Below are 25,687 nucleotides of genomic sequence, written 5' to 3'. Positions count from 1 at the left end.
ATCTTTATTCAGACATTATAGATTCTGCAACTTTTTTATAAGTTCCATTCTCTAATTTTTCTCTAATTGCTGAAAACGCTACAATTGTTTCTTGAACATCTTCAACTGTATGACGTGCAGTTGGTATTAATCGTAATATAATTAATCCTTTAGGAATTACCGGATATACAACAATTGAACAGAAAACTCCATGATTCTCTCTTAAATCACGCACCATTGCCATTGCTTCTGGAATCTCACCTTTTAAATACACTGGTGTAATACAGGTTTGAGTTGTTCCCAAGTCGAATCCAGCATCACGTAATCCTGATTGTAAAGCATTTGTTATTTCCCATAACTTATCTTTTAATTCAGGCATTGTTCGGATCATGTCTAAACGTTTTAGAGCACCTTTTACCATTGGCATTGGTAATGACTTCGCAAACATTTGTGATCTCATATTATATTGTAGATACTGAACAACATCTTTATCTCCTGCAAAAAATGCTCCAATACCCGCCATTGACTTAGCGAAAGTAGCAAAATAAACATCGATACCATCTTGAACTCCTTGTTCAAAACCTGTTCCTCTTCCTCCTTTTCCTAAAGTTCCAAAACCATGGGCATCATCAACTAATAAACGAAAGTTATATTTTTCCTTTAAAGCAACAATTTCAGCCAAACGACCTTGTTCTCCTCTCATTCCAAAAACACCTTCAGAAACTAGTAAAATTCCTCCACCAGTTTTCTCAGCCATTTTTGTTGCTCTCATTAAATTCTTTTCACAACTTTCTATATCGTTATGACGATATACAAATCGTTTTCCTGCGTGTAAACGTACACCATCAATAATACAAGCATGAGTATCTAAATCGTACACAATAATATCATCCTTTGAAACTAAAGCATCAATTGCAGATACCATACCTTGGTATCCAAAGTTCACCAAATAAGAAGCTTCTTTTTCAACGAATTCGGCACATTCTCTCTCTAATTGCTCATGATATTTTGTATGCCCAGACATCATTCTCGCTCCCATCGGATACGCCATTCCATCTTCAGCAGCAGATTCTCCATCAACCTTTAATACTTCCGGATGATTTGCTAAACCTAAATAATCATTTATACTCCAAGTAATAACTTTTTTTCCATTGAAAGACATTCTATTTGATATTGGTCCTTCTAACTTAGGAAACACATAATATCCTTCTGCCTTATCCGCCCATTTTCCTAAAGGTCCTTTATCTCCTTTAATCCTCTCAAATAAATCTTTAACCATTTTTACTTTTTGTTTTTAGTACGATGCGAAAGTAACCTTTTTTGATAGTTTTTCAAAACTCGCCATGGCAATTCAAAAAACTCCAACCCCCTAATTTCTAAAATTGCATTTTAATCTTGAAAAATAAAAGTCCTCCTTGTATTCCAGTTAAAAATTTCAATTCTTAATTAAAAAAAAACTCTTTTTTTAACAAAAAACCAAAAGAGTTATAACCTAATTGTTTCATGTTATAACTCTTTTGTCTTATTTTTACTAATTATAAATAGTAACAAAATTAGATGTACTTCTCCTAATTCGACTATCCAAGAATTTTTTCTACATCCTTATTCATCGATTCAACGAAAGGTTGACTATATAATCTTTTATTCAATGCTTTAAAAATTGCGTTTGACACAGCTCCTCCTGCTGGTGGTAAACCTGGTTCACCAAGCCCTGTCGGAGATAAATTATTTTTCACAAAATGAACTTCAACTTTTGGCGTTTCATTCATTCGAATTAATCGATAAGCATCAAAGTTTTGGGATGACGGTTTTCCTTCTTTAAAATTGAAGTCTCCATACATAGCATGTCCAATTCCATCAAGAACACCACCTTGAACTTGGTTAATCGCTCCTGTTGGATTCACTACAATTCCACAATCAACCGCTGCTACTACTTTAGTAATTTTCGGAGTTCCATCTATCATTTCTACCTCTGCCACCTCAGCAACATGAGTATTATGACTATAATAAGCGGAAAAACCTTTAAAAACACCTTCTTTATTTTTACCCCACTCCCCTTTTTCTGCAACAAGTTTTATCACCTCTTGCATACGCTTTCCAGAGTATTGTATTTTTTCATCAGTAGTTCCTTTTACATTTTCGAGTAAATCTAAACGCAATTGAACAGTATCTTGCCCTAATTCTTCGGCTAACTCATCAAAAAAGCTCTGCTCAGCATACGCTAGGAAGTTCGTATAAGGTGCTCGCCAAGCTCCTGTTGAAATATTACTTTTATAATTTCCTGTTGAAACTTTATAATTAGGAATACAACCAGCTGGAAAGAAATGTGGAATTAAGCCGAACATATTACTGTTAATCGCAGCCTCTTTTAAATGATAACCTGTTATTTTTTCATCTTTAATCGATGCTGATATTCTATACTTTATAGCTGGACGATAAATACCGCTATTCACATCATCTTCTCTTGTTGTAATAAGCTTTATAGGCTTTTTTATTGCATTTGAAATTTCAGCTGCCTCATAAACAAAATCGCCATAGAGTCTTCTTCCAAAACCGCCTCCCATTCGGGTCATTTCAATATGAATCTTATCTAAATCACGATCAAGCATTTCTGAAACCGCCGTTGCCGCATATTCAGGTGTTTGAACCGGCCCAACTAAATGAATTTTATCGGTAGTAACATTTGCATAAAAATTCATAGGCTCCATACAATTGTGCGGTAAAAAAGGAGAATGATATGTTCGTTCAATTACCTTATCTGCCTCGGCAAAAGCCTTATCAATATTGCCATCTTCTCTACGAATATTAAACTTAGTTCCATCTAATATTTCATTTAATTTAGTATCATGCAACGCGGTATCCTCTAAATTTGAATCATTTTTCCAAACTGCCTTTATTGCATTTTTCCCTTTAATCGCCGCCCAAGTATTTGTTGCCACAACAACAACCTTATCTGTTTTGGTTAACTTAAAGGTCCAATTAAACTTACCTGAATCTAAAAACTTCCTTGCTTTTTCACCAATGGTAATAACATCAACCACTCCATTTACCTTCTTTGCTTCAGTTGCATCAAATGACTCCAATACCTGACCAAAAGCTGAAGGTCTTAGCACTGTAGCATACAACATTCCTTCTTTCTTGTAATCGATACCAAATAAAGGCTTTCCTGTAACTATTTTTGAAAGATCAACATTTTTAGCATCTTTTCCAATAATTGAGTATTCTGATGAATCTTTTAGTTTTACATCTTCCGGTACTTCCAATAAAGCGGCTTCATTCACAACCTCACCATAACTAAGAGTTTCTCCTTTTTCATTGGTAATAACTCCTTTTAAAGCTTTACATGAAGAAGCATTTACCCCCCATTTTGCGGCAGCAGCATTTACTAACATTTGCTTCGTTGTAGCTCCTGTTTGGCGTAATGCATCCCACCCATGACGTATAGATTGGCTTCCTCCTGCCAATTGTCTTGAATAATTTTTAGTGTCTAATGGAGCTTGAACTACGTGAACCTTATCCCATTCTACATCTAACTCTTCCGCAATAATCATAGGCATCGTTGTTTTTACACCTTGACCAATTTCAGGATTAGGAGAATATATGGTTACATATCCTTCATTTGATATTTTAATGAAGGCATTAAAGTCATTAAAATTTAATTTTTCAAAATCCACCGCAGGCTTTACGTTGTCCTTACAAGCTGTAAAAAGGTTGAACCCAATCATGATTCCCCCACCCGCTAGGGCTGATGTTTTTAAGAAATTCCTTCTGCTAAATGTTAATTTATTTTCTTGCTTACTCATAACTTATTTTTTAGGACATTTTTTCGGCTGCAATGGCTACCGCTTTTTCAATTCTGTTATAAGACGCACATCGGCATAAATTTCCATGCATTGCTTCTCTAATCTCTTCATTACTTGGCTTAGGGTTTTCTTTTAAAAAAGACGCGGCTGTCATAATTTGTCCCGATTGACAATATCCGCATTGCGGAACATCAACTTCTTTCCAAGCTTCTTGCAAAGGATGATCACCTTTTTTAGACAAACCTTCTATTGTTGTGATTTCTTCATTTTTGATCATTGAAATCTGTAATTGACAACTTCTCATTGCTTCACCATCAACATGAATTGTACAAGCTCCGCACTGCGCTATACCACAGCCAAACTTGGTTCCTACCATGTTTAAATTATCTCTTAAAACCCATAATAAGGGAGTGTCGGAATCAGCAGAGACGGTCATCGAATCTCCGTTGACTTTTAATGTATATGTTGGCATTATAAAGTTTAGTTTTTTGTTACGTCTTGTGTAAGTTACACAAAAAAAGAACCTTTTTATATTATTTTTAGTGTTTTTAAGATAGTTTTAATAAAAATATGACAATAAAAAAGGCAATCCTTTCGGACTACCTTTTATCATGTTTTCTGATTTAAGTTAAAGCTTACTTATAAAACATTAACTCCATATATCTTTGTTATATTCTAATGACAATAATTACAAACTAGTTCATTCATAATTAATCTTTCAAAAACTTTTAATTTCTTCAAAGCTATCAAACAGTCGTTGCTTGATCATATTGATGATTCGCTTATTGTATTCTGACGAATTTTCATTGTACTCTTCAAATTCACTTATTGTAAACTGTCCAAGAATAAGACCTACTAGTAAATTTCTTAAAGGTATGTTCTTACTAATAGATGCATCTATACATTTTAAAAAACGATCCTTATCTTCAATTGCTGTTTGTAATTTCTGATTTTTGATCGAATTCACAAACAAGCGTAAAATAATGTCATGCTGTAATTTTAAAATAGGTCGTAATGTTACATTCTGAAAACTTTCATTTTCTTTTTCTGCTGACAAATTTAAAACTGGTCGAATAGTTATTCTGTTATCCTTCATTTAAAAAAGAAGTAACATTTTTCTCAATTCTAGCGGTAACATTTTCTGTATTTGCTTTGATAAACCTGTCTCCAGTAATTTGCTCATACAATTCGATATACCTATTCGAGATTTCAGTAATTTTCTCATCAGACATTTCAGGTATCGCTTGACCTTCTTTTCCTTGAAATCCGTTTTCAATTAACCATTGACGAACAAATTCCTTAGATAATTGCTTTTGCTTCTCCCCTTTTGCTTGACGATCTTCATATCCTTCAGTATAAAAATAACGAGAAGAGTCAGGAGTATGTATTTCGTCAATCAATACAATTTTTCCGTCTTTGGTTTTTCCAAATTCATACTTAGTATCCACTAAAATCAACCCTCTTTTTTTTGCTATTTCAGTTCCTCGTTCGAACAATTTTCTAGTATAATCTTCTAATACCAAATAATCTTCTTCAGAAACAATTCCTTTAGCCAAAATTTCTTCTCTAGAGATATCCTCATCGTGCTCACCATTCTCAGCTTTTGTTGAAGGCGTAATAATTGGGTTTGGAAATTTACCATTTTCCTTCATTCCTTCTGGCATATTTACACCACAAAGCACTCTTTTACCTACATTATATTCTCTAGCCGCGTGACCTGATAAATATCCTCTAATAACCATTTCTACCTTAAATGGTTCGCATAAATATCCTACTGCAACATTTTCATCAGGGTTTGCCACTAACCAATTTGGAACAATATCGGCTGTATCATTCATCATTTTTGTAGCAATCTGATTTAGAATTTGTCCTTTAAAAGGAATTTGTTTTGGTAAAATAACATCAAAAGCTGATAATCTGTCTGAAGCAATCATTACCAATACTTCATCATTAATGTTATACACCTCTCTTACTTTCCCTTTGTAAACTGATTTTTGATTAGGAAACTGGAAGTTAGTTTCGTTAATTGTATTCATTCTTGTCTTTGTTGTGTTGTAGTATGCAAATGTAAGTTTTTTTACTCACTAAGTGAGATTAAAATACTCCGACACTTGTGTCGAAATTTTTAACTAATTCCCTTTAAATACCTTCTGGACTTTCCTAGTGGTAGTTGACTTATAATTTTGTGATTTTATTTTGCCATTAGTCTTCTAATAAATCGAATAATTTTTGTTTATAAGCATCACCAATTGGAAGTTCTAGTTTTCCGATTTCAATATCGTTTTTAGTAAAAGCAGTGACTTTGTCTTTGTTTATTATAAACGATCTATGGGCTCTTAAAAAACGACGATCTAGTTCTTTTTCGAAAGCTGAAATACTATACTTTACTACATGAAACTCATCTTTTAAATGTACTTTAATGTAATCCTTTAAACTTTCAATATATAAAATATCATTAAACACAACTTTTATTTGTTTTCTGTTTTTTCTCACATAAACAAACTCCTTTTTTCTTTCAGGAGAATCAATAACATTTTCAGCAATTACATCGGTACTTACTTGGGTTAGAAACTTAGTAACTGCTTTAAAAAAACGTTGAAAAACTATAGGTTTCAATAAATAATCAATAGCATCAAGTTCAAAACCTTCTATAGCATAATCTCTATAAGCTGTTGTGAAAATAACTTTAGGTTTTTGTGCTAAATTTTTAAAGAAATCGGTTCCTTTTAAAACAGGCATTTCAATATCTAAAAATAATAGGTGAACATGGGTGGTTTGCAAAAATTTACTCGCTTCAATTGCACTAGAACAAGAAGCTACCAACTCAAATTGATCGAGTTGTTTTAAATGTGTTTCTATAAGTTCCCTTGCCAGTTCCTCATCATCTACTATCAGACATTTGTACTTCATTTCAGAGCTAGTTTTAAAATAGTTTGATACTTTTTTGCTTTGTTAACAATTGATAACTCATATTTTTCAGGATAAAGCAGTTCTAATTGTTTCTTTACATTCGTAAGTCCTATAGACTGTTTATCCTCTTTCTCTACTATATTATTTGGCTTCGTATTCTCTACAACAAAAACAACATTTTCCTTTGTATTTATTAATGAAATATTAATAGTAGCTTGATTCAACTCTTGAGCGACTCCATGTTTAAATGCATTTTCAATAAAGGTTAACATTATTAGCGGTGCAATTGACACATTTTCCTTTAATTTATTTTCAAAATTAATATGTACCCTATTACCATATCGTAACTTTTCTAGTACCAAATAATTTTCAATAAGTTCAACCTCCTTATTTATAGAAACAAAGCGCTCATCGCATCGGTACAACATATAATCGAGCATGTTTGATAATTTCTCAATAATTAACGGTGCCTGATCTGACTTTTTTATGGTTAAAGCATATAGGTTATTGAGTGTATTAAATAAAAAATGTGGATTTAACTGTTGTTTCAAAACCGTTAATTCGGCAGTTGTTTTTTGTTCTTTTAATTTTAAGAGGTTTTGTTGTTTTTTGTAAAAACGATATTTAAGTAATATGGCTGCTGGTGTAATAAATTTTAAACTTTTACTTAAAAAAGCAGAAATGTCAAATATTCTATTTACAAAAGGTATTTGAAATAGTTCTTGCTTAATTAAAGGATAATAATCAAAATATTTTGTTTCGTAATATGAAGACCGCGCTAGGAAATATAAAACATATACCAAAAATAAGACCAAAACAAGCCATAAAACAAAATGAACTGGTTTATCCTTCTCTAAAAAATTTGGCACTAAAATATTAAGTGTAATTGTCGCTAAAATAAACTTGGCAAAGATGATTATAAAAACACTTTCGAACATTTGAATATACCCAGCCTCGTAATAAGTAATATCGGAGGTTAAGTAATAGTATAAAAAGAAACATACCCAGAAGATAGTTAGCCTGAATTTTGAACTATTGTAATTAAAAAAAGCTTTTATTTGTGTACTCATAAGAACTCGTAAAATTACAACGATAAAATCAAGTTTAATATAATTATTGCTGTAAATGGCATGGAGGATGTCGAAAATCTACTTTCTGATGACTAAACCCAAATTATTATCTTTTCGTGTTTCTGATTTCATGAATAACCGATTCATCTACTTTTAACAATTTGTTTTATTTCTGTTTTTACTTTTCGCTTCGATAACAGAAAACATAACTAAATGATTAAGAAATTTCTTTCAATTTTGCTCTGGCTAATCCCTATTTCATTCATAGCTCAAGAAAATCAAATTCTATTTAAAAACACAAATATTTCTGTGGATGGTGTTTTGAATGAAACTATTTGGAATGAACTACCTGTCAACACTAATTTTATAGATTACTCTCCTGAAAACGGTAATAAAGCCAGTAAACAAACTGAAGTTAAAATTTTTCACAATGGGAAATCTCTTTTTATCTCAGCCGTGTACCATGACCAAGAATCGAGAATTCAACTGAGCTCATTAAAAAGAGATGATTTAGGAAATACTATTGCTTTCAGTGATTCTTTCATCATGATACTTGACACGTACAATCAACAACAAAGTGCTTATTATTTTGCATTAAACATTGGAGGAGCTATGGCAGATGCATTAATTGAAAGAACTGGGGAAAGTTTTTCATTAAATAATAGCTGGAATGCCGTTTGGAATGGAAAAGTAAGTACTCAAGGAAACAAAAAAAATTATGAGATGGAAATCCCCTTAAAATCATTTGGGTATGATCAAAATAATGATACCTGGGGCGTTATTTTTAATAAGAGAGATGTGAAGGCTAATGAGTGGACTACTTTTGCTCCAAGAAGCAGAAATTATCGTCCCTTTGATCTTCGTTTCTCTAAACAATTTAAAATTAAAAATCTATCAGAATCTAAATCGTCAAGATTTACTTTAATACCTTCTTTAACTGTTGACCATAATCAAAAACTAAGTGATAAAACAAAAGAAACCTCGGTTACTCCAAGTTTAGATACCCAATTTAACTTAACTTCTTCACTTAAATTAGACGCTACTTTTAATCCAGATTTTTCACAAATTGACGTCGACAGACAAGTTACTAACTTAACCCGTTTTGCTATTAATTTTCCAGAAAGGAGAAACTTTTTTCTAGAAAATAGTGATTTATTTTCCAATCTTGGAATACGACATGTAAATCCTTTTTATTCCAGAAGAATTGGTTCACAAAGTGATATTTTATTTGGAGTGAAAGTTTCAGGTAATCTTTCCGAAAAAACAAGAATTGGTGCTTTAGATGTGGTTACTAAAGAACAAAACAACAATCCCTCTCAAAACTATGGAGCCCTTGTTGTTCAACAAAAGCTTTCTAATTCATTTACAACTACAGGGTTTGTCATAAATAGACAAGAAATGAATGGTTTTAGTTTTTTAAATGATTTCAATCGAATTCTCGGAATGAACCTCAATTATAAATCAAAAAACAACAAATGGACTGGGCTTGCCAATTATGGTAAAAGCTTAGATAATGAATATAATGATAAAAATAATTTTTATCATGCAGGCGTTTGGTATAATACCCTAAAAACAAACTTGAGTTTGGCAGTTCACAAAGTTGACAAAAACTACATTAGCGATGTTGGTTTCGTTCCTAGGTTATCAAATTACGATGCTATTAACGATGTTGTTGTAAGAGAAGGGTATACACATATTCAGGGGCGTATTTCTTTAAGACATTATTCAAAAGAAAGGAAAATCATTGATTCTTATCGTTACTTATTACTTGACAACGATAACTATTGGAATGAAAAAGGGGAATTAATCCAATCGTCATTTTTCATAAATAACTCCGTATGGTTTAAAGATTTTTCATCTCTTTATATCAATGCTTTTTATGACTACAACAATCTTCAATATGGATTTGATCTGCTAGGAAATGGTAATAGCATTCAACCTGGTATATACAAGTATCTAAGAATGCAACTAGGATATAATTCGGCAAGAAATAAAAAATTCATTTATAGGTTTTCATTAAGGCATGGTGAGTACTATCAAGGGAAAAGAACTCGTTTATTTTCTAACGTAGAGTATTTAATGCTCCCAGTTGCGAAATTAAGACTTACCTATGAAGCCAATAGAATTAACTTAAATGAATTAGGGAAAGATACTTTTCATTTAGCAAGATTTACTGGAGAAGTGTTTTTTTCTGAACGCATCAATTGGACAACCTATATTCAGTATAATACGCAATTTGACAATTTTAATGTGAATAGTCGCTTACAATGGGAATACAAGCCCCTGTCATATGTTTATTTAGTCGTTACTGATAACTTCGATCAGTTTATCAATCGCCAGAATTGGGGAGTAGCTTTAAAAGCGAATTATAGGTTCGACATTTAATACTATTTACAACCTGAAACTATTAAATAAAAGAGCATTTTATTTATGCTTTTATTTATAATTCTTTATCTATGTCAAGGAACATTAACCTTGCTTTTAGCTAAAAAAAGGAATCTCAATAACAAAACCCCAAAGGTTGGGTTATCTGGGGATTTAAACTAGATAAACGTTATATTTGTCGCGATATAACCAGTTGCCAGTAATTCCTATGAAAAACGTAAAAACGAAAATATTACTACTTATTTTTATCGCTTTAGTTATTTCTTGCTCGACACAAAAAGGACTGATTAAAAGAGAAAAAATAGAATTTGGAACTGTGAAATATTATGTTCAGAATGACTTAAAAAACGACAACTATGTAGAAACTGAATTGAATAGCGATAAATCAAACAAACGTATTGTAATAAAAGTTGCGGATTCAGTTTATTACAGTTTTTATTCCGACGGAATTAGCAAACTTACGAAAATGGATAAGAATTCTGTTTATCGCTTATTCTATGGAGAAATACCAAAAGAATTAGATGCGCAAATTGCTTATAAAAAGTTATCTGAATTAGATTCGTTGGTATTATCTAAATCGAACAAAATATTAGACTCGCTTAAGTGGAATAACTTTAAGCGTTGGAATGGAGCAACAGCTTTTAATATAGAAGTCATTTATTATCACGGATTAACTAAAAATGGAAAATTTGAACCATACTAAACGGAATAAAAAACTACTGGCAATAACTAAGCATATGGCGTGCCGATAGGCTAACGCTATATGCCCTGTTGACTGATCCGTATTCCATAAGGGGGAAAACGATCAATTCAGTTTAATTTTAGTAATTTGTTTAGTGGTTTTTCAGCGATTATTCTCTTGGTTTTCGGATTTCATAGCCTTGATTTTTATTTTCAGCACTTATTATTCTTTTTGTAATCGCTTTTTTAGGTAAAAATCTCAGATCTAAGCATTAGTGGTCCAGTCCTCTTTTTTGAAGATAATTTTATAATATGTGTTTTTTAACTTTACTAATAACCAGTTCTTTATAGTTTTTAGGAGGGCCTCTACTATCAAAAATTATTAATGTGACTAGACCTGGCTTTTTACAAATCGGGCAACAGCGATGTACACTTTTCTCTTTCGTAATAATAACATCAATACAGTCTTTCTCTTTATCTGCTAATAGCATTTTGTAAACGAGGTAATTTTTCTTTTTTCCAACTGCTACTTAAAATACCATAATGCCTAATTCTAGTAAATCCTTTAGGTAAAATATGTTGTTGAAAACGACGTATAAACTCTTTGGTTTTTAAAGTTAAATTACTTACTTGACCACCTTTCTTGTAGTTCTTAACACGAAAAGTAACGGTGCCTTTTTGTTTATCAATAGCCTGTATTCGATGATTACTAATAGCTATCTTATGTGTGTATCTTCCTAGATATTCTAGTACGTTTTTTGGGTTACCAAAAGGAGGTTTTGCATAGATAACCCATTTGTGTTTAAATAATTTGTCATAGAGTGATTGTGGTAAGTTTGGAATTGTTTTTCTTAATTCAGCAACAAAAACACCTCTAAACTTTACACTTAAGGCCTTTATACTGAATAAGAAATCATCCTTGTTTTTCCCTTCTTTCCAATACCCTGCCTTTGTTATTCCTCCTTTAGGAACAATACAGTGTAAATGAGGATGTAAGCTTAAATTTTGTCCCCAAGTATGTAACACAGCAATCATTCCAATTTTAGCGCCTAGATCCTTGGGATTATTTCCAAAAGCAACCAAGGTTTTCCAAGCACTATCAAACAGTATTTTATATAGCTCTTTCGGATATTGAAGTGCCACTGAGTTTAAATTATCGGGCAAGGTAAAAACGACATGAAAATAAGGAACTGGCAATAACTCTCTAGATCTACCTTCAATCCATTGCTGTTGTTTATGACCTTGACAAGTAGGGCAATGTCTATTGCGACAAGAATTGAATTGTAGATGCAGTTTATCACATGATTTACACCAATCTAAATGTCCTCCTAGCGCTTTGGTACGGCATTTTCTTATCGCATGCAGCGTTCTTTCATGCCAACTACTTCTAGATAGTTCTTTTAAATGATTTTCTTCTAAATTCAACACTCCTGCTAACGTATGTTTTGCTAGCATTACTCTGTGTATAAGGTATCTAGTGGACTGTACTTTTTTGAACTCCCTGAGTTGGCGACATGTAAATAGATCATGGTGGTTTCTATATGAGCATGCCCTAGAAGTTCTTTTAAGCTAATAATATTAACACCATCTTCTAGTAAGTGTGTTGCATAAGAATGACGTAGTGTATGCGCTGTAAATTTCTTTTTTGTATTCACTTTAGCCCGATTCTCTTTGAGTATCCATTGAATCGCTCTGACTGTTATTGGCTGAGCAGCTCCGTCTTTAGTAACCTGACTGTTAAATAGATATTTTACAGGGTTTTCTGTTTTCAAATAACATCTTAAACCTCTTATTAAAAGAGTACTTAAAGGAACATAACGATCTGTCTTACCTTTTTTTTTCTAATAAATACAGTTTTTCGATTAAAATCAACATCAGATTGAAGCAACCCACATAGCTCATAACTCCGTAAACCACAACCGTACAACATACCTAAAATAAGGCGATGTTTAAGATACTTAGGTGCTTTTAATAATTCTCGAACTTCTTGTTTGTTAAGTACAATAGGTAAATCTTTTTGCTTTTTTATTTGAGGAAGCGCTATGCGCTTTTGCTCCATTCCCAGTACCTTATAAATAGCACGGAGTCCAAAAACGGTATGCTTAAAAAAACTTTCAGAGGGGGTTTTGTGAAGATTTTGACAATGAAAAAGATAATCATTGATTTGTTCATTATCTAAAGTTTCTGGGCTAACCTTAAAATGTAAGGTTATGTGGGCTAAACAGCGTAGATAATTATTTAATGTACTTGATGATTTACCGTTAATTGAAAAGCTTTTGGTTAATTTTTTAACGACAATAGAAAAATCAGGAACCTGCTCTAAAGAGGTTTCTAAAATTGTTTTACTTTTTTTTATACATCTTATTTAATTTTGAATCATAAATTTAACTATTTTTAAAACATTTCAAAAAAAGCTTCCGAGGTAACGAGGATTAGTTCAACACCACCCAAACTGCATTAAAACGCAGCTTAGCCAAAACGTTACCACCAATTGCAAAAAATGAACAGAATTACCTACCTAATAATACTGAGTTTAATTTTCTTGAATTGTAATGCTCAAGTAAAACATAATAAAGAATTAATCGAGCAATCTCAAGCTGAATTAAAACAAGATTTTGAATATTTCTTTTCAGATTGTTTAATTAATAAAGACTGTAATGAATGCATAACTAACCTAATTTCTAAAGCAAAGGATGAATATCATTCATATTTAATAGGAGATGCACTCTACAATATAGATTATAAGAAATCATTTGAATTACATAAATCAGCTATTAAAAAACATCCAAATGAACTGAGCTTTATTTTAAAATATGCAATTGAAAACCATAGAATTGAAAAATATAAAACTGCAATTAAACATTACAAAAAATATAAAAAAGTAAGAGAAAACGATTTCAGAGTCGATGTTTGGTTAAGCGAATGTTATTTAAATTTAGGCAATTACAAAAAAGCAATAGAACATTGGAAGAAAGCGAATCATTCAAAAAACCACATAGGAATTGATAAAGCTATTTATATAATTCACGGACAAACTGACCAAATTAAAAAGCGTTCAGACTTGATTTTAAAAACTCAATCTAAAGATTCTAAAAGTGCATATGAATTGATATTTCTAGATATGAACTGGGAACTGGATTGGTGGAACAACAACATTCAAGAATATTTTTTAGAAAAAGACATAAATACAGTCAAAAACACTTTCGGTAAAGACAGTAAAGAGTATGTACAGTTATCAGCCTACAATAAAATTAAACATTTATCGAAAAAACCAAATACTAAAGATTCTATTAAAATTGTTTTATCAGATTCAAAACTGATTCTAGAAAATAATAAAATGCCAATTAATGGAAAAGTGACTTCAGATTTACTAAGAATTTCATTTATAAATAAATTATTAGATGAAAAACAATTCTTCGAAAATAGAGGTCAAGAAATGATTGAATTAGCTGATAAACATAAAGACGAAGAACTTCTAAATATTTATGCATATTTAGAAGCTGTTTCAACTGGACACGTTTCTGAGAAAACAGACAAAAAAGGCTGGAATGAATATCTGAGTGAGAAATTTGCAATAAGTTATTTTATTGGATTAGCTGACAAAAACAAACATGACAATCCTGATTTAACAAAGGCTTTAAATGACTTCCCTAATTCATCAAAAATTCATTGGGTGAAACTCAACTGTGCAAAAATTGAAGGAAAAGAAATAAAAACTGATTTGATAGAAGTATTAAAAAAAGAATTTAAAACTTTAGGCTCTGACCAAAGCAAATATTCTTACGGACTCAAAAACTATTTTTATCTGCTAGAAAACGAAATATAACTGGTGGTAATAACTAAGCATATGGCGTGCCGATAGGCTAACGCTATATGCCCTGTTGACTGATCCGTATTCCATAAGGGGGAAAACGATCAATTCAGTTTAATTTTAGTAATTTGTTTAGTGGTTTTTCAGCGATTATTCTCTTGGTTTTCGGATTTCATAGCCTTGATTTTTATTTTCAGCACTTATTATTCTTTTTGTAATCGCTTTTTTAGGTAAAAATCTCAGATCTAAGCATTAGTGGTCCAGTCCTCTTTTTTGAAGATAATTTTATAATATGTGTTTTTTAACTTTACTAATAACCAGTTCTTTATAGTTTTTAGGAGGGCCTCTACTATCAAAAATTATTAATGTGACTAGACCTGGCTTTTTACAAATCGGGCAACAGCGATGTACACTTTTCTCTTTCGTAATAATAACATCAATACAGTCTTTCTCTTTATCTGCTAATAGCATTTGTAAACGAGGTAATTTTTCTTTTTTCCAACTGCTACTTAAAATACCATAATGCCTAATTCTAGTAAATCCTTTAGGTAAAATATGTTGTTGAAAACGACGTATAAACTCTTTGGTTTTTAAAGTTAAATTACTTACTTGACCACCTTTCTTGTAGTTCTTAACACGAAAAGTAACGGTGCCTTTTTGTTTATCAATAGCCTGTATTCGATGATTACTAATAGCTATCTTATGTGTGTATCTTCCTAGATATTCTAGTACGTTTTTTGGGTTACCAAAAGGAGGTTTTGCATAGATAACCCATTTGTGTTTAAATAATTTGTCATAGAGTGATTGTGGTAAGTTTGGAATTGTTTTTCTTAATTCAGCAACAAAAACACCTCTAAACTTTACACTTAAGGCCTTTATACTGAATAAGAAATCATCCTTGTTTTTCCCTTCTTTCCAATACCCTGCCTTTGTTATTCCTCCTTTAGGAACAATACAGTGTAAATGAGGATGTAAGCTTAAATTTTGTCCCCAAGTATGTAACACAGCAATCATTCCAATTTTAGCGCCTAGATCCTTGGGATTATTTCCAAAAGCAACCAAGGTTTTCCAAGCACTATCAAACAGTATTTTATATAGCTCTTTCGGATATTGAAGTGCCACTGAGTTTAAATTATCGGGCAAGGTAAAAACGACATGAAAATAAGGAACTGGCAATAACTCTCTAGATCTACCTTCAATCCATTGCTGTTGTTTATGACCTTGACAAGTAGGGCAATGTCTATTGCGACAAGAATTGAATTGTAGATGCAGTTTATCACATGATTTACACCAATCTAAATGTCCTCCTAGCGCTTTGGTACGGCATTTTCTTATCGCATGCAGCGTTCTTTCATGCCAACTACTTCTAGATAGTTCTTTTAAATGATTTTCTTCTAAATTCAACACTCCTGCTAACGTATGTTTTGCTAGCATTACTCTGTGTATAAGGTATCTAGTGGACTGTACTTTTTTGAACTCCCTGAGTTGGCGACATGTAAATAGATCATGGTGGTTTCTATATGAGCATGCCCTAGAAGTTCTTTTAAGCTAATAATATTAACACCATCTTCTAGTAAGTGTGTTGCATAAGAATGACGTAGTGTATGCGCTGTAAATTTCTTTTTTGTATTCACTTTAGCCCGATTCTCTTTGAGTATCCATTGAATCGCTCTGACTGTTATTGGCTGAGCAGCTCCGTCTTTAGTAACCTGACTGTTAAATAGATATTTTACAGGGTTTTCTGTTTTCAAATAACATCTTAAACCTCTTATTAAAAGAGTACTTAAAGGAACATAACGATCTGTCTTACCTTTTTTTTTCTAATAAATACAGTTTTTCGATTAAAATCAACATCAGATTGAAGCAACCCACATAGCTCATAACTCCGTAAACCACAACCGTACAACATACCTAAAATAAGGCGATGTTTAAGATACTTAGGTGCTTTTAATAATTCTCGAACTTCTTGTTTGTTAAGTACAATAGGTAAATCTTTTTGCTTTTTTATTTGAGGAAGCGCTATGCGCTTTTGCTCCATTCCCAGTACCTTATAAATAGCACGGAGTCCAAAAACGGTATGCTTAAAAAAACTTTCAGAGGGGGTTTTGTGAAGATTTTGACAATGAAAAAGATAATCATTGATTTGTTCATTATCTAAAGTTTCTGGGCTAACCTTAAAATGTAAGGTTATGTGGGCTAAACAGCGTAGATAATTATTTAATGTACTTGATGATTTACCGTTAATTGAAAAGCTTTTGGTTAATTTTTTAACGACAATAGAAAAATCAGGAACCTGCTCTAAAGAGGTTTCTAAAATTGTTTTACTTTTTTTTATACATCTTATTTAATTTTGAATCATAAATTTAACTATTTTTAAAACATTTCAAAAAAAGCTTCCGAGGTAACGAGGATTAGTTCAACAAAACCTAAACTGCATTAAAACGTAGCTTAGCCAAAACGATGTATACAACATAAACTGACCAATGAACAATGACTACAAAATTTTCTAATAAATTTAAAACCAAAACTGATTCTGAATTGCTAGAAATCGTCGAAACCCCAGGTTCTTATCAAAAAGAAGCTGTATTGACCGCTATTTATGAACTAGAATCGAGAGAAATATCAAACGATGTAAACACCAATTCGAAGAGCAAAATTCAATCTCAAATTGAGCTAGGAAATCAAAATATTAAATCTACAATAAGAAATGAAAGTCTATTAGATTTGCCAAGCACAATTTCAAACTCATCCAAGATAATTTACTTGTCTGCTGCACTTGGAATAATAAATCCAATACTTGTTAATTTACTTACGCACATTAACAATTTTTCAAACCCAATAAACTTGTTAATAATTTTAACAAGTAGTGGAACTTTAGCCTTTTTTGGTTTTCAAATAAATCTAGGAAAAAAATGGTCTCGTGATGTTTTTACTATATTATTCGGATTAGGACTTTTAGCATTTCCTTTTGTTATTACCGATACATTTCGACTAAATCCAATAATCGGAATTTTATCACTACTACAAGCCGTTTTACAAGGATATGCAGTTCTATTACTTTTTAAAAGTAGCTCAAGAAGTTGGTATAAGAAACAAAAACTGAATAAAAAAACGACACCACAACAAAGAACTGAGGTAAAAACCAATTAAACCTCTCTTAATTATTTACCAAAGCACTCTTGTACTGATTGTTGTATAGAACACACAAAACCTGAACCGCATTTTACATTAAACGTTGTATGCAGGTTAAAAAAACCGAAATTGTGAAAACTGAAATTAATACTATTTGGATTGACCTAAATGAAGAACTTTATAAGTTCATTTTGGGAAAAGTAAAAGATGAACAAGCGTCAAAAGATATTCATCAAGAGGTATTTTTGAAAATTAAAACTAAAAATCATCAATTAAAACATACATCTAAACTTACTTCTTGGGTTTATCAAATTACAAGGAATAGTATTGTTGATTATTTTAGAAACGTAAAAAACAACGATATATCAATAAATGAATTAGATATTCCAGAAACCGACTTTAATAATTTTGATTATTCAAACTTAACTAACTGTATCAATCAAAAAATAGAAAATCTTTCTTCTCAACATAAAGAAGCAATTATTTTAACTTCCTTTAAAAATTATTCGCAAAAAGAATTAGCAGAGCATTTAAAAATCTCATATTCGGGGACGAAATCAAGAGTTCAAAAAGCCAAAGAAATTTTAAAATCAAACATTTTAAATTGTCCAAATGTAGAATCTGATAGCACGGGTAAATTAATAGATTTTGAAAATAATTAAAATTTACTACGTCTTTTTCTAACTAATAGCGTCCATCTTATATAACATATAAAAAATAAAAATGGACAGTTCAAAAAAAACAATTAACGTACAAATTCTTAACGCTTTTGCAGAAAACGGTAAAGGTGGTAATCCGGCAGGTGTAGTTTTAAATGCAGATGGATTATCTGATAAAAATAAACTTGATATTTCTAAAAAAGTAGGTTTATCAGAAACTGCTTTTGTTTCAAAATCTAAAACAGCAGATTTTAAATTAGATTTCTTCACTCCAAATAAGCAAATAGCACATTGTGGACATGCAACGGTAGCTACATTTTCTTATTTAAAACAAATAGGCGCACTAAAAAAAGATAGTTCATCAAAAGAAACTATAGATGGGACTCGAAAAATAGAAATAATCGGAGATGTAGCTTTTATGGAGCAATTGGCCCCAAAATATACTGATATAAGTCGTAAAGAAAGTGTGATTCTAAAATCATTAGGATTAAAGAAAACCGACTTGATTCCAAATGCACCAATTAAATTAGTAAATACAGGAAATTCATTTATACTCGTTCCTGTTAAAAGCAATGAAATTTTAGAGAATATAATTCCAAATTTTGATTTAATAAGTGACCTTAGTAATGAGTTCGATTTAATTGGCTACTATGTGTTTTCTACAAATACAGAATATGATGCTACTACCAGAATGTTTGGCCCTCGTTATGGAATATTAGAGGAATCAGGAACGGGAATGGCCGCTGGACCTCTAGCCTGTTATTTATTTGACATTTTAAAAATCAAGAAAAAAAGGTTTAAAATTCAACAAGGTAAATATATGGCAGAACCTTCACCTAGCTTGATTATCGTGAACTTATTAATCGATAAAGGAGAAATAAAACATTTAATGGCTGGTGGAAAAGGTATACGAAGTAAACAATTAAATATTCAAATAAACGCCTAAAAGTCTGCACATAACACAGTATCTAAAAAATAACAGTAAAACCGCAAACTCATAGTCTGTTCTTTTCTACTATCTTTGTTTTTAAACTGATATTTATTGTATATGAAACTACCACTTTTCATATATATAAACGTTGTGTACAATCAAGATCAAAACACTAATTAAATACACTTATGCAATTAAAAACCGAGGCATTAAAGAACATAAAATGTGTAATATTTGACATGGATGGAGTCATTATAGATTCTGAATACATTCACAAAAAAGCCTATTACGAAACATTCACCTCATTAGGTTTAGAAGTATCTGAAGAATTGTACAAAACTATTACTGGGTCGTCAACTCTAAATGTTTTTCAAAAATTAGTTACTCATTTTAACTTAAACCTCGACCCAAATGAATTGGTTTTAAAAAAGCGAAAATATTATATCGACTACTTCCATAACGATCCATCTTTAAAACTTGTAGATGGAGTTAATGAAATAATCAAATACTTTTTTGACAAAGGGCTAACTCTTATCCTAGCCTCTTCAGCATCCATGCCAAATATTAATCGTGTTTTTGATCGATTTGAATTAAACCAATATTTCGCTGGAAAAATTAGTGGCGCCGATTTGAAAGAATCAAAACCACATCCTGAAATATTTGAAAAAGCTTCAATCATGGCGAATTCAGCTAAAGAACAATGTATAATAATTGAAGATTCAGACAATGGAATAAAAGCAGCGAACAGAGCTGGAATTTTCGTTTTTGGTTATTTAAATCCAATGTCAAGTGATCAAACTTTAGAAAACGCTAATAAAGTTATTAGTGAATTCAACGAGTTAAAAGAATTTATTTAAGACTCACCAAAACAGCATACACCATATATGCCATTAAAACGTAGCTTGGCTAACAAACGTTATAAACAAGCATTATGAAAGTCAAAACTACTTATACATCTTCAATAGAGTATATAAATAATCTTGAATTCGATTACTTCGAGACTTATTCTTTATTGAGAGGGGGCAAATATGATGGGAGAATTGTACACGACCCTGAGTATAAAGAATTTCAATTATTAAAAAAGAAAAAAAAATTATCTGAATTAGATATACTGAGACTTGAAAAATTAAACAAACTCTATGGAGTTACTCAGTACGTGGTTAATTCAGAAGGAATGTTTCATCCTTCAGCCGAAAAAACAGGGACCTATAAAATCTATACTATCATAACTGAAAAGCTGAAATCAATATTGAATACTCCGATTAAAGAAGTTCCAAATTGGATGTGTGCTCCAGTTTATCGCGACGCAATCGTATTCTATAATTCCGACGACAAAATAGTATCAACTTTGAACATATGTTTAAGCTGTGAGTATATGGAAACAAAAATGTTCCATTACATAAATGCAGATACCGAAGCATATAATCTAATGCGTGAACTTTTTATTGAACTAGGACATAAAGTTGAAGAAAAATAATTGATTGTTTATTCCATTCTATTTTTGAAATTGTTTACAAAAAAACAACCAATAATTTTTGGTTACATTTGGTTAAAAAGTCGTAACTAATTACACACGAAAAAATAGGTACAATCTAAAAACAACAAATGGCGCAATACGAAAACCCGTTCTCAAATCAAGAGCATTACCATGAACACACGGAATGGATTGCTGAACATTTAGATGATTTTTTTGATGAAAGTTTGGTAAGTGTATTTCACGAAATTGGAATATTGGATATACACCTAGATGTTTATTTCATAAAACCAGAAAATGCATCGTTCAATATTCTACTGACTTCTGGAATGAGTACTTTAAAAATGAAAGTCTCTGAACATGCTGAAAATTCTTCTAAATTAGAATTTGCCGAACTAATGATGTTAATCCCAAAAAGTATTAATTTTGAAGATGTTTACTCTGGTGAAAACAAAAATGATTGGATTATAACTATCCTAAAAAGAACAGCCAGATTTCCGCATTATTATAATACTTGGCTAGAAATTGGACATTCAATTCAAGCGGAAGAAAATTTATCAACTTATGGAGACGATACCGAATTTGTTGGAGCTCTAATACTTCCCTCTGTAACTTTCGATGAAAAATTTACGCAAATAAATAAAGATGGTAGAAGAATAAATATTTACAATGTTTTTCCTTTATATAAAGAAGAATTGGAGTTCAAAATAGAGAATGGATATAATAAATTTTTAGATTTATTAATAGAAGCCAACGGTAAAGAAATGTTGGAGTTAAACAGAAAAAATCTAATTCCGAAAAAATCATTTTGGAACAAAATCTTCGGAAATTAAGAATATAAAAACCAGTACCTTGCTCATTGTATAATTCAATGCCACTACTAGCCTAATTCGGATTTATCAAAGGTTGCAACATCTTAAAAAATGACAAACAAATATTTAAGCTATTACCAAATAATCTTGATCATTGTTACAATGACCATAATTTCGACTTGGGCTTTTAATGAAGGCGGAATGATGCTATTCTATTTACGGGGCTTCTTTTTTTACCATTTGCTATTGTTTCGACCTTTTCTCTATTGAATTTTGACAAATATGAAAAGACTATTCAAGGTGGAGTTTGGTCAGGAACAATTCTTTTGCTAGCTACTTCCTATTCATTACCATTTTTCTTTGAATGGGGAGGAGTTATAATAGCTATAATATTTACAATAATAGGGTTTTACATTTGTATTAAGAAAAAAGAAATTACGTCGCAAATATCCATTTTTAATATTATTGGAAGTGCAATCTCAACGATACTATTGATTTTTTTAATTATTGTAGGATTAGCATAAAGAAATGGCACACCACCACACATAATCAACACATATTAAGATATTTAACCCAAGACTCAGTCTATTTTACTAAATCCAACAAATTTCAATTTGACCAATAAATGAAAGGAAAGCCAACTGAAAAATTGTAAACTTAGCTAAGTATTAAAAAGAAAAACAAGTGTATTTTAATCCCTAACTATTCTTATATTAAACGGTGATGCTAAGCAAAAACTTATCATTAATTTTTTATTTTCTAATTTTACAGCTAATCGTAGTACAAAATTTAACTAGAACGTAAAGAACTTAGCTTATCTCATTGAAAATCAAAAAAGTAAATATTCGGGATATTGAAAAACTAAAGGAAATTGGAAAACGTACTTTTTTCGAGACTTTTGCTTCAGACAATAGCGAAGAGAATATGAAAGAGTACTTGAAAAATGCATTTTCAACGGAAAAACTAAAAGAAGAAGTTTCTACCCCTAATACTCAGTTTTACTTTGCACAACTTAATGGAAATATTATTGGGTATTTAAAAATTAATTTCCAACAATCACAAACGGAAATAAAAGACAAAAATGCTCTTGAAATTGAACGAATTTATGTGCTGCAAGAGTTTCATGGGAAACAGGTTGGTCAATTATTGTATGAAAAAGCGTTTGAATTGGCTGAGGAAAAAAGAGTAGAGTATATTTGGTTAGGTGTTTGGGAGAAGAACCCAAGGGCTATCAGATTTTATGAAAAAAATGGGTTTGTAACCTTCGATAAACACATTTTCACACTAGGAAATGATGAACAGACTGATATTATGATGAAATTAAAACTAGAAAGAACCTTCAGATAATTTGCTAAACGCGTTCAAAAAAAAGGTATAAGTCCTTCATTGTTTTTAAAGCAATTCCTATTATCATTAATACTATTTTTACCGCTCTATTAATCATATTTGTCAGCACGCCCACTTGGCGAGCAATTAGCATCACAACAATTGCCTTGAAAGCTATTATTTTACTGATAGATGGAACTGCTCATTCAAGGATTGACACCTACCATAAAAAACTAAAATCAATAGATTTAAATAGGAAAGCCTAGATTTTATGAAATTTACCTTTCAAAATTACCCAATAAAACAAGCTCTTTTACTGCTTTGCTTCGTTATAAAAAATTATCATTTTACTTTTAGAATAATTTCAAAACATAACTAATATTAGACTCATAAAAAACAAAAGCCCATTCATTTAAATAAATAGGCTATCATTATTATAAATGTTGATTTTATTCTGTTTCTATACTTTTATAAGCCGAAATTATTCTTCTAACTAATCGATGACGAATTACATCTTTATCATCTAAATACACCTGACCAATTCCTTCAATATCTTTTAAAGCAAGTAACGATTCCTTTAGTCCTGAAACTTGTTTTCTAGGTAAATCTATCTGACCTGGATCTCCTGTAATAATAAACTTTGCGTGCCTTCCCATACGCGTTAAAAACATTTTCATTTGCGCATGAGTAGTATTTTGAGCCTCATCTAAAATTACAAAAGCATTATCCAAAGTACGTCCTCTCATAAAAGCCAATGGGGCTATTTGGATAGTTCCATTTTCAATATATGCCTGTAACTTTTCATGAGCAATCATATCTCTTAAGGCATCGTACAAAGGCTGCATATACGGATCAAGCTTTTCCTTTAAGTCTCCTGGTAAAAAACCTAAATTTTCACCAGATTCAACAGCAGGTCTTGTTAAAATAATTCTTCGCACCTCTTTTTCCTTCAGTGCCTTTACCGCCAAGGCAACAGCAGTATAGGTTTTTCCTGTACCCGCTGGTCCAACTGCAAACAACATATCATTTTGCCCCATCAACGAAACCATTTTTCGCTGGTTTTCTGTTTCTGGTTTTATCAATTTTCCACTTACACCATGAACAAGAACATCATTATTATTCCCCGACTTTCTTATTTCTTCTTCCTTTCCTGTAGAAGTTAAAATTCTATCAATACTATTCTCATCCAATCGATTATAACGATTAAAATACTTAATAAGCATGTTTAACCGCTTTTCAAATTCATCTAGTATTTCAGCTTCTCCGTAAATTCTAAGTTTATTTCCTCTGGCAACAATTTTTATTTTTGGAAAGTACGTTTTTAATTGAGCAATAGTACTGTTTTGAGCACCAAAAAAATCATTTGGATTGATTTCCGTTAATTCAATAATGCGTTCGTTCAAATGTGATAAGTTTTAATATTATTCTTCCTAAATGTAACGATTATTTTTAATGAATTGCGTAGTTTTGTTCTAAATTTCAACATAATTTTTCACAAAATAATTAACAAGCACCTAATTAAATGCCCATCATAACTTTAACCACTGATTTTGGAATTAAAGATCACTTCGTAGGTGCAGTAAAGGGAGCTATTTTTTCGGAATTACCTGATGCAAACGTCATTGATATTACACATCAAATATCTCCGTTTAACATAACTGAAACGGCATATATTTTACGAAATGCTTATAAAAGTTTTCCCGAAGGCACCATTCATATTGTGGGTGTGGATTCGGAATTAAGTAAGGAAAATAAACATTTAGCCATTGAGTTAGATAATCAATATTTTATTTGTCCAGATAATGGATTAATTTCTATGATTGCTTCAGAAGTAAATCCAACAAAAATTGTTGAAATTAATATTCATAATCACATAAATTCGAGTTTCCCCGTATTGGATGTTTTTGTAAAAGCGGCCTCACATATTGCTCGTGGTGGTAGTTTAAATGTAATCGGAAAGGAAATTCAGGAATTGAAAACACTTGTTGAAATTCAACCGAAAACAAATCAAGCGAAAACCATTATAAAAGGAGGAGTTATTTATATTGACAACTACGGTAATATTATTACGAATATTAACCAGAAGCTTTTTACATCAATTGGAAAAGGCAGAAGTTTTACCATAACGGCTGGTCGTTACAAATTTACCGAGGTTTTTAAAAGTTACAATGGTATTGTAGATTATAATATACCCGAAGAAAAGCGACAATATGACGGCGAAAAATTAGCCATTTTTAACTCAGCCGGTTTCTTAGAAATTGCGATTTATAAAAGTAACTTGGAAACCGTGGGTGGAGCTTCTACCCTACTAGGTTTAAAATATAGAGACACCATTATTATTGAATTTGAAGATATTGTTAAACCTGAGTTTATTCCTGTAAATTAATAAGTATGTTTGTTAGAATTGTAAAATTGAGTTTTCATCCTGAAAAAATTGAAGAGTTTTTAGGTAACTTTGAAAAAAACAAGGAACGTATACGAAATTTCTCTGGTTGCCGTTTATTAGAATTATATAGAGACAAAACAAATGCAAATGTTTTTTTTACTTATAGCTACTGGGATTCTGAAAAAGATTTGGAAGTATACAGGAACTCTGAATTGTTTAAAGGTATTTGGAAAAAGACAAAAGTATTGTTTAACGATAAACCAATGGCCTGGAGTCTTGACAAATTAGCAACGCTCTCCTAATTCGTATTTACTTTAAAACAACTTAT

General features: G+C 31.3%; 26 protein-coding genes and 1 pseudogene. 13 read left to right on the top strand and 14 right to left on the bottom strand.

Going from position 1 to position 25,687, the window contains the following annotated elements:
* Positions 1 to 4 precede the first annotated feature (4 nt).
* The 7 genes from BLW23_RS01995 to BLW23_RS01965 all read right to left on the bottom strand — a co-directional run bounded on the left by BLW23_RS01995 (position 5) and on the right by BLW23_RS01965 (position 7,762).
* Positions 5 to 1,258, bottom strand: a complete 1,254-nt coding sequence (locus tag BLW23_RS01995) for an aminotransferase class I/II-fold pyridoxal phosphate-dependent enzyme (protein ID WP_093667572.1) — start codon at positions 1,256 to 1,258, stop codon at positions 5 to 7.
* Between the two features lie 298 nt (positions 1,259 to 1,556).
* Positions 1,557 to 3,782 (bottom strand): xanthine dehydrogenase family protein molybdopterin-binding subunit, encoded by a 2,226-nt coding sequence (locus BLW23_RS01990; RefSeq protein WP_093667571.1) that lies wholly within the window; start codon positions 3,780 to 3,782, stop codon positions 1,557 to 1,559.
* A 10-nt stretch (positions 3,783 to 3,792) separates the two neighbouring features.
* Positions 3,793 to 4,254 carry a (2Fe-2S)-binding protein gene (locus tag BLW23_RS01985; protein ID WP_093667570.1) on the bottom strand — a complete coding sequence of 154 codons (462 nt, stop codon included), beginning with the start codon at positions 4,252 to 4,254 and terminating at the stop codon, positions 3,793 to 3,795.
* A 246-nt stretch (positions 4,255 to 4,500) separates the two neighbouring features.
* The gene (locus tag BLW23_RS01980; RefSeq protein ID WP_093667569.1) at positions 4,501 to 4,878 is read right to left on the bottom strand and encodes a hypothetical protein; all 378 of its coding nucleotides are present in this window, start codon (positions 4,876 to 4,878) and stop codon (positions 4,501 to 4,503) included.
* Positions 4,868 to 5,818, bottom strand: a complete 951-nt coding sequence (locus BLW23_RS01975; protein ID WP_093667568.1) for a phosphoribosylaminoimidazolesuccinocarboxamide synthase — start codon at positions 5,816 to 5,818, stop codon at positions 4,868 to 4,870. Before BLW23_RS01975 ends, BLW23_RS01980 begins: the two co-directional genes overlap by 11 nt.
* Before the next feature lie 166 nt (positions 5,819 to 5,984).
* Positions 5,985 to 6,692 carry a LytR/AlgR family response regulator transcription factor gene (locus BLW23_RS01970; protein WP_093667567.1) on the bottom strand — a complete coding sequence of 236 codons (708 nt, stop codon included), beginning with the start codon at positions 6,690 to 6,692 and terminating at the stop codon, positions 5,985 to 5,987.
* The gene (locus tag BLW23_RS01965) at positions 6,689 to 7,762 is read right to left on the bottom strand and encodes a sensor histidine kinase (RefSeq protein WP_093667566.1); all 1,074 of its coding nucleotides are present in this window, start codon (positions 7,760 to 7,762) and stop codon (positions 6,689 to 6,691) included. Before BLW23_RS01965 ends, BLW23_RS01970 begins: the two co-directional genes overlap by 4 nt.
* A 213-nt stretch (positions 7,763 to 7,975) precedes the next feature.
* Between BLW23_RS01965 and BLW23_RS01960 the strand changes: the two genes are divergently transcribed.
* Complete coding sequence (locus BLW23_RS01960) at positions 7,976 to 10,147, top strand: DUF5916 domain-containing protein (RefSeq protein WP_093667565.1); 2,172 nt, start codon at positions 7,976 to 7,978, stop codon at positions 10,145 to 10,147.
* A 208-nt stretch (positions 10,148 to 10,355) separates the two neighbouring features.
* Positions 10,356 to 10,850: a hypothetical protein gene (locus BLW23_RS01955; RefSeq protein ID WP_093667564.1), complete on the top strand. Its 495-nt coding sequence runs from the start codon at positions 10,356 to 10,358 to the stop codon at positions 10,848 to 10,850.
* A gap of 283 nt (positions 10,851 to 11,133) precedes the next feature.
* Here the strand turns inward: BLW23_RS01955 and BLW23_RS01950 are convergent.
* The 3 genes and pseudogenes from BLW23_RS01950 to BLW23_RS23570 all read right to left on the bottom strand — a co-directional run bounded on the left by BLW23_RS01950 (position 11,134) and on the right by BLW23_RS23570 (position 12,887).
* Positions 11,134 to 12,283 (bottom strand): annotated as a pseudogene (locus tag BLW23_RS01950) (IS91 family transposase).
* Positions 12,283 to 12,621 (bottom strand): tyrosine-type recombinase/integrase, encoded by a 339-nt coding sequence (locus BLW23_RS23575; protein WP_255362749.1) that lies wholly within the window; start codon positions 12,619 to 12,621, stop codon positions 12,283 to 12,285. Before BLW23_RS23575 ends, BLW23_RS01950 begins: the two are co-directional and overlap by 1 nt.
* A gap of 11 nt (positions 12,622 to 12,632) precedes the next feature.
* Positions 12,633 to 12,887, bottom strand: coding sequence for a tyrosine-type recombinase/integrase (locus BLW23_RS23570; protein WP_255362708.1), 255 nt, complete (start codon positions 12,885 to 12,887; stop codon positions 12,633 to 12,635).
* A gap of 441 nt (positions 12,888 to 13,328) precedes the next feature.
* Between BLW23_RS23570 and BLW23_RS01940 the strand changes: the two genes are divergently transcribed.
* Positions 13,329 to 14,654, top strand: a complete 1,326-nt coding sequence (locus tag BLW23_RS01940) for a tetratricopeptide repeat protein (protein WP_093667563.1) — start codon at positions 13,329 to 13,331, stop codon at positions 14,652 to 14,654.
* A 270-nt stretch (positions 14,655 to 14,924) separates the two neighbouring features.
* Here the strand turns inward: BLW23_RS01940 and BLW23_RS01935 are convergent, their stop codons facing one another.
* From BLW23_RS01935 to BLW23_RS23560, 3 genes are read right to left on the bottom strand one after another with little or no spacing between them, the layout of a single operon-like run.
* Positions 14,925 to 16,073 (bottom strand): IS91 family transposase, encoded by a 1,149-nt coding sequence (locus tag BLW23_RS01935; RefSeq protein ID WP_093667562.1) that lies wholly within the window; start codon positions 16,071 to 16,073, stop codon positions 14,925 to 14,927.
* A complete protein-coding gene (locus tag BLW23_RS23565) occupies positions 16,073 to 16,411 on the bottom strand; it encodes a tyrosine-type recombinase/integrase (protein WP_255362749.1) in 339 nt (112 codons plus the stop codon). The genes BLW23_RS01935 and BLW23_RS23565 overlap by 1 nt, the downstream gene beginning before the upstream one ends.
* 11 nt (positions 16,412 to 16,422) lie before the next feature.
* Positions 16,423 to 16,677: a tyrosine-type recombinase/integrase gene (locus BLW23_RS23560; protein WP_255362708.1), complete on the bottom strand. Its 255-nt coding sequence runs from the start codon at positions 16,675 to 16,677 to the stop codon at positions 16,423 to 16,425.
* A 452-nt stretch (positions 16,678 to 17,129) separates the two neighbouring features.
* On the opposite strand from BLW23_RS23560, the gene BLW23_RS01925 reads away from it, so the two are divergent.
* The 8 genes from BLW23_RS01925 to BLW23_RS01890 all read left to right on the top strand — a co-directional run bounded on the left by BLW23_RS01925 (position 17,130) and on the right by BLW23_RS01890 (position 22,994).
* Positions 17,130 to 17,789 (top strand): hypothetical protein, encoded by a 660-nt coding sequence (locus BLW23_RS01925; protein ID WP_093667561.1) that lies wholly within the window; start codon positions 17,130 to 17,132, stop codon positions 17,787 to 17,789.
* Between the two features lie 113 nt (positions 17,790 to 17,902).
* Complete coding sequence (locus BLW23_RS01920) at positions 17,903 to 18,433, top strand: sigma-70 family RNA polymerase sigma factor (RefSeq protein WP_093668417.1); 531 nt, start codon at positions 17,903 to 17,905, stop codon at positions 18,431 to 18,433.
* A 61-nt stretch (positions 18,434 to 18,494) separates the two neighbouring features.
* The gene (locus tag BLW23_RS01915; RefSeq protein WP_093667560.1) at positions 18,495 to 19,376 is read left to right on the top strand and encodes a PhzF family phenazine biosynthesis protein; all 882 of its coding nucleotides are present in this window, start codon (positions 18,495 to 18,497) and stop codon (positions 19,374 to 19,376) included.
* Between the two features lie 173 nt (positions 19,377 to 19,549).
* Positions 19,550 to 20,218, top strand: coding sequence for an HAD family hydrolase (locus BLW23_RS01910; protein ID WP_093667559.1), 669 nt, complete (start codon positions 19,550 to 19,552; stop codon positions 20,216 to 20,218).
* Between the two features lie 74 nt (positions 20,219 to 20,292).
* The gene (locus BLW23_RS01905) at positions 20,293 to 20,838 is read left to right on the top strand and encodes a hypothetical protein (protein ID WP_093667558.1); all 546 of its coding nucleotides are present in this window, start codon (positions 20,293 to 20,295) and stop codon (positions 20,836 to 20,838) included.
* 128 nt (positions 20,839 to 20,966) lie between these two features.
* Entirely contained in the window at positions 20,967 to 21,668 is a 702-nt protein-coding gene (locus tag BLW23_RS01900; protein WP_093667557.1) for a suppressor of fused domain protein, read from the top strand.
* Between the two features lie 245 nt (positions 21,669 to 21,913).
* Positions 21,914 to 22,171, top strand: a complete 258-nt coding sequence (locus tag BLW23_RS01895; RefSeq protein WP_093667556.1) for a hypothetical protein — start codon at positions 21,914 to 21,916, stop codon at positions 22,169 to 22,171.
* A gap of 298 nt (positions 22,172 to 22,469) precedes the next feature.
* Positions 22,470 to 22,994 (top strand): GNAT family N-acetyltransferase, encoded by a 525-nt coding sequence (locus tag BLW23_RS01890; protein ID WP_218134021.1) that lies wholly within the window; start codon positions 22,470 to 22,472, stop codon positions 22,992 to 22,994.
* 428 nt (positions 22,995 to 23,422) lie between these two features.
* On the opposite strand, the gene BLW23_RS01885 is transcribed toward BLW23_RS01890, so the two are convergent.
* Positions 23,423 to 24,376 (bottom strand): PhoH family protein, encoded by a 954-nt coding sequence (locus BLW23_RS01885; RefSeq protein ID WP_093667554.1) that lies wholly within the window; start codon positions 24,374 to 24,376, stop codon positions 23,423 to 23,425.
* A 119-nt stretch (positions 24,377 to 24,495) separates the two neighbouring features.
* Here BLW23_RS01885 and BLW23_RS01880 point away from each other — a divergent pair, with 119 nt between their 5' ends.
* Positions 24,496 to 25,359, top strand: a complete 864-nt coding sequence (locus BLW23_RS01880; protein WP_093667553.1) for an SAM hydrolase/SAM-dependent halogenase family protein — start codon at positions 24,496 to 24,498, stop codon at positions 25,357 to 25,359.
* 5 nt (positions 25,360 to 25,364) lie between these two features.
* Entirely contained in the window at positions 25,365 to 25,661 is a 297-nt protein-coding gene (locus BLW23_RS01875; RefSeq protein ID WP_093667552.1) for a putative quinol monooxygenase, read from the top strand.
* The last annotated feature ends 26 nt before the right edge of the window (positions 25,662 to 25,687 follow it).

It is taken from the genome of Tenacibaculum sp. MAR_2009_124 (assembly GCF_900105455.1).
In the GTDB taxonomy this organism is placed as follows: Bacteria; Bacteroidota; Bacteroidia; order Flavobacteriales; family Flavobacteriaceae; genus Polaribacter.
The sequence above is the reverse complement of the archived record's forward strand: the minus strand, read 5'-3'. Positions and strand labels throughout refer to the sequence as shown.

Bases quoted from the DNA above. Each gene is read 5' to 3' on its own strand.
- BLW23_RS01995 (WP_093667572.1), bottom strand. From the start codon at position 1,258: ATGGTTAAAGATTTATTTGAGAGGATTAAAGGAGATAAAGGACCTTTA.
- BLW23_RS01990 (WP_093667571.1), bottom strand. From the start codon at position 3,782: ATGAGTAAGCAAGAAAATAAATTAACATTTAGCAGAAGGAATTTCTTA.
- BLW23_RS01985 (WP_093667570.1), bottom strand. From the start codon at position 4,254: ATGCCAACATATACATTAAAAGTCAACGGAGATTCGATGACCGTCTCT.
- BLW23_RS01980 (WP_093667569.1), bottom strand. From the start codon at position 4,878: ATGAAGGATAACAGAATAACTATTCGACCAGTTTTAAATTTGTCAGCA.
- BLW23_RS01975 (WP_093667568.1), bottom strand. From the start codon at position 5,818: ATGAATACAATTAACGAAACTAACTTCCAGTTTCCTAATCAAAAATCA.
- BLW23_RS01970 (WP_093667567.1), bottom strand. From the start codon at position 6,692: ATGAAGTACAAATGTCTGATAGTAGATGATGAGGAACTGGCAAGGGAA.
- BLW23_RS01965 (WP_093667566.1), bottom strand. From the start codon at position 7,762: ATGAGTACACAAATAAAAGCTTTTTTTAATTACAATAGTTCAAAATTC.
- BLW23_RS01960 (WP_093667565.1), top strand. From the start codon at position 7,976: ATGATTAAGAAATTTCTTTCAATTTTGCTCTGGCTAATCCCTATTTCA.
- BLW23_RS01955 (WP_093667564.1), top strand. From the start codon at position 10,356: ATGAAAAACGTAAAAACGAAAATATTACTACTTATTTTTATCGCTTTA.
- BLW23_RS23570 (WP_255362708.1), bottom strand. From the start codon at position 12,887: ATGGAGCAAAAGCGCATAGCGCTTCCTCAAATAAAAAAGCAAAAAGAT.
- BLW23_RS01940 (WP_093667563.1), top strand. From the start codon at position 13,329: ATGAACAGAATTACCTACCTAATAATACTGAGTTTAATTTTCTTGAAT.
- BLW23_RS01935 (WP_093667562.1), bottom strand. From the start codon at position 16,073: ATGCTAGCAAAACATACGTTAGCAGGAGTGTTGAATTTAGAAGAAAAT.
- BLW23_RS23560 (WP_255362708.1), bottom strand. From the start codon at position 16,677: ATGGAGCAAAAGCGCATAGCGCTTCCTCAAATAAAAAAGCAAAAAGAT.
- BLW23_RS01925 (WP_093667561.1), top strand. From the start codon at position 17,130: ATGACTACAAAATTTTCTAATAAATTTAAAACCAAAACTGATTCTGAA.
- BLW23_RS01915 (WP_093667560.1), top strand. From the start codon at position 18,495: ATGGACAGTTCAAAAAAAACAATTAACGTACAAATTCTTAACGCTTTT.
- BLW23_RS01910 (WP_093667559.1), top strand. From the start codon at position 19,550: ATGCAATTAAAAACCGAGGCATTAAAGAACATAAAATGTGTAATATTT.
- BLW23_RS01905 (WP_093667558.1), top strand. From the start codon at position 20,293: ATGAAAGTCAAAACTACTTATACATCTTCAATAGAGTATATAAATAAT.
- BLW23_RS01900 (WP_093667557.1), top strand. From the start codon at position 20,967: ATGGCGCAATACGAAAACCCGTTCTCAAATCAAGAGCATTACCATGAA.
- BLW23_RS01880 (WP_093667553.1), top strand. From the start codon at position 24,496: ATGCCCATCATAACTTTAACCACTGATTTTGGAATTAAAGATCACTTC.
- BLW23_RS01875 (WP_093667552.1), top strand. From the start codon at position 25,365: ATGTTTGTTAGAATTGTAAAATTGAGTTTTCATCCTGAAAAAATTGAA.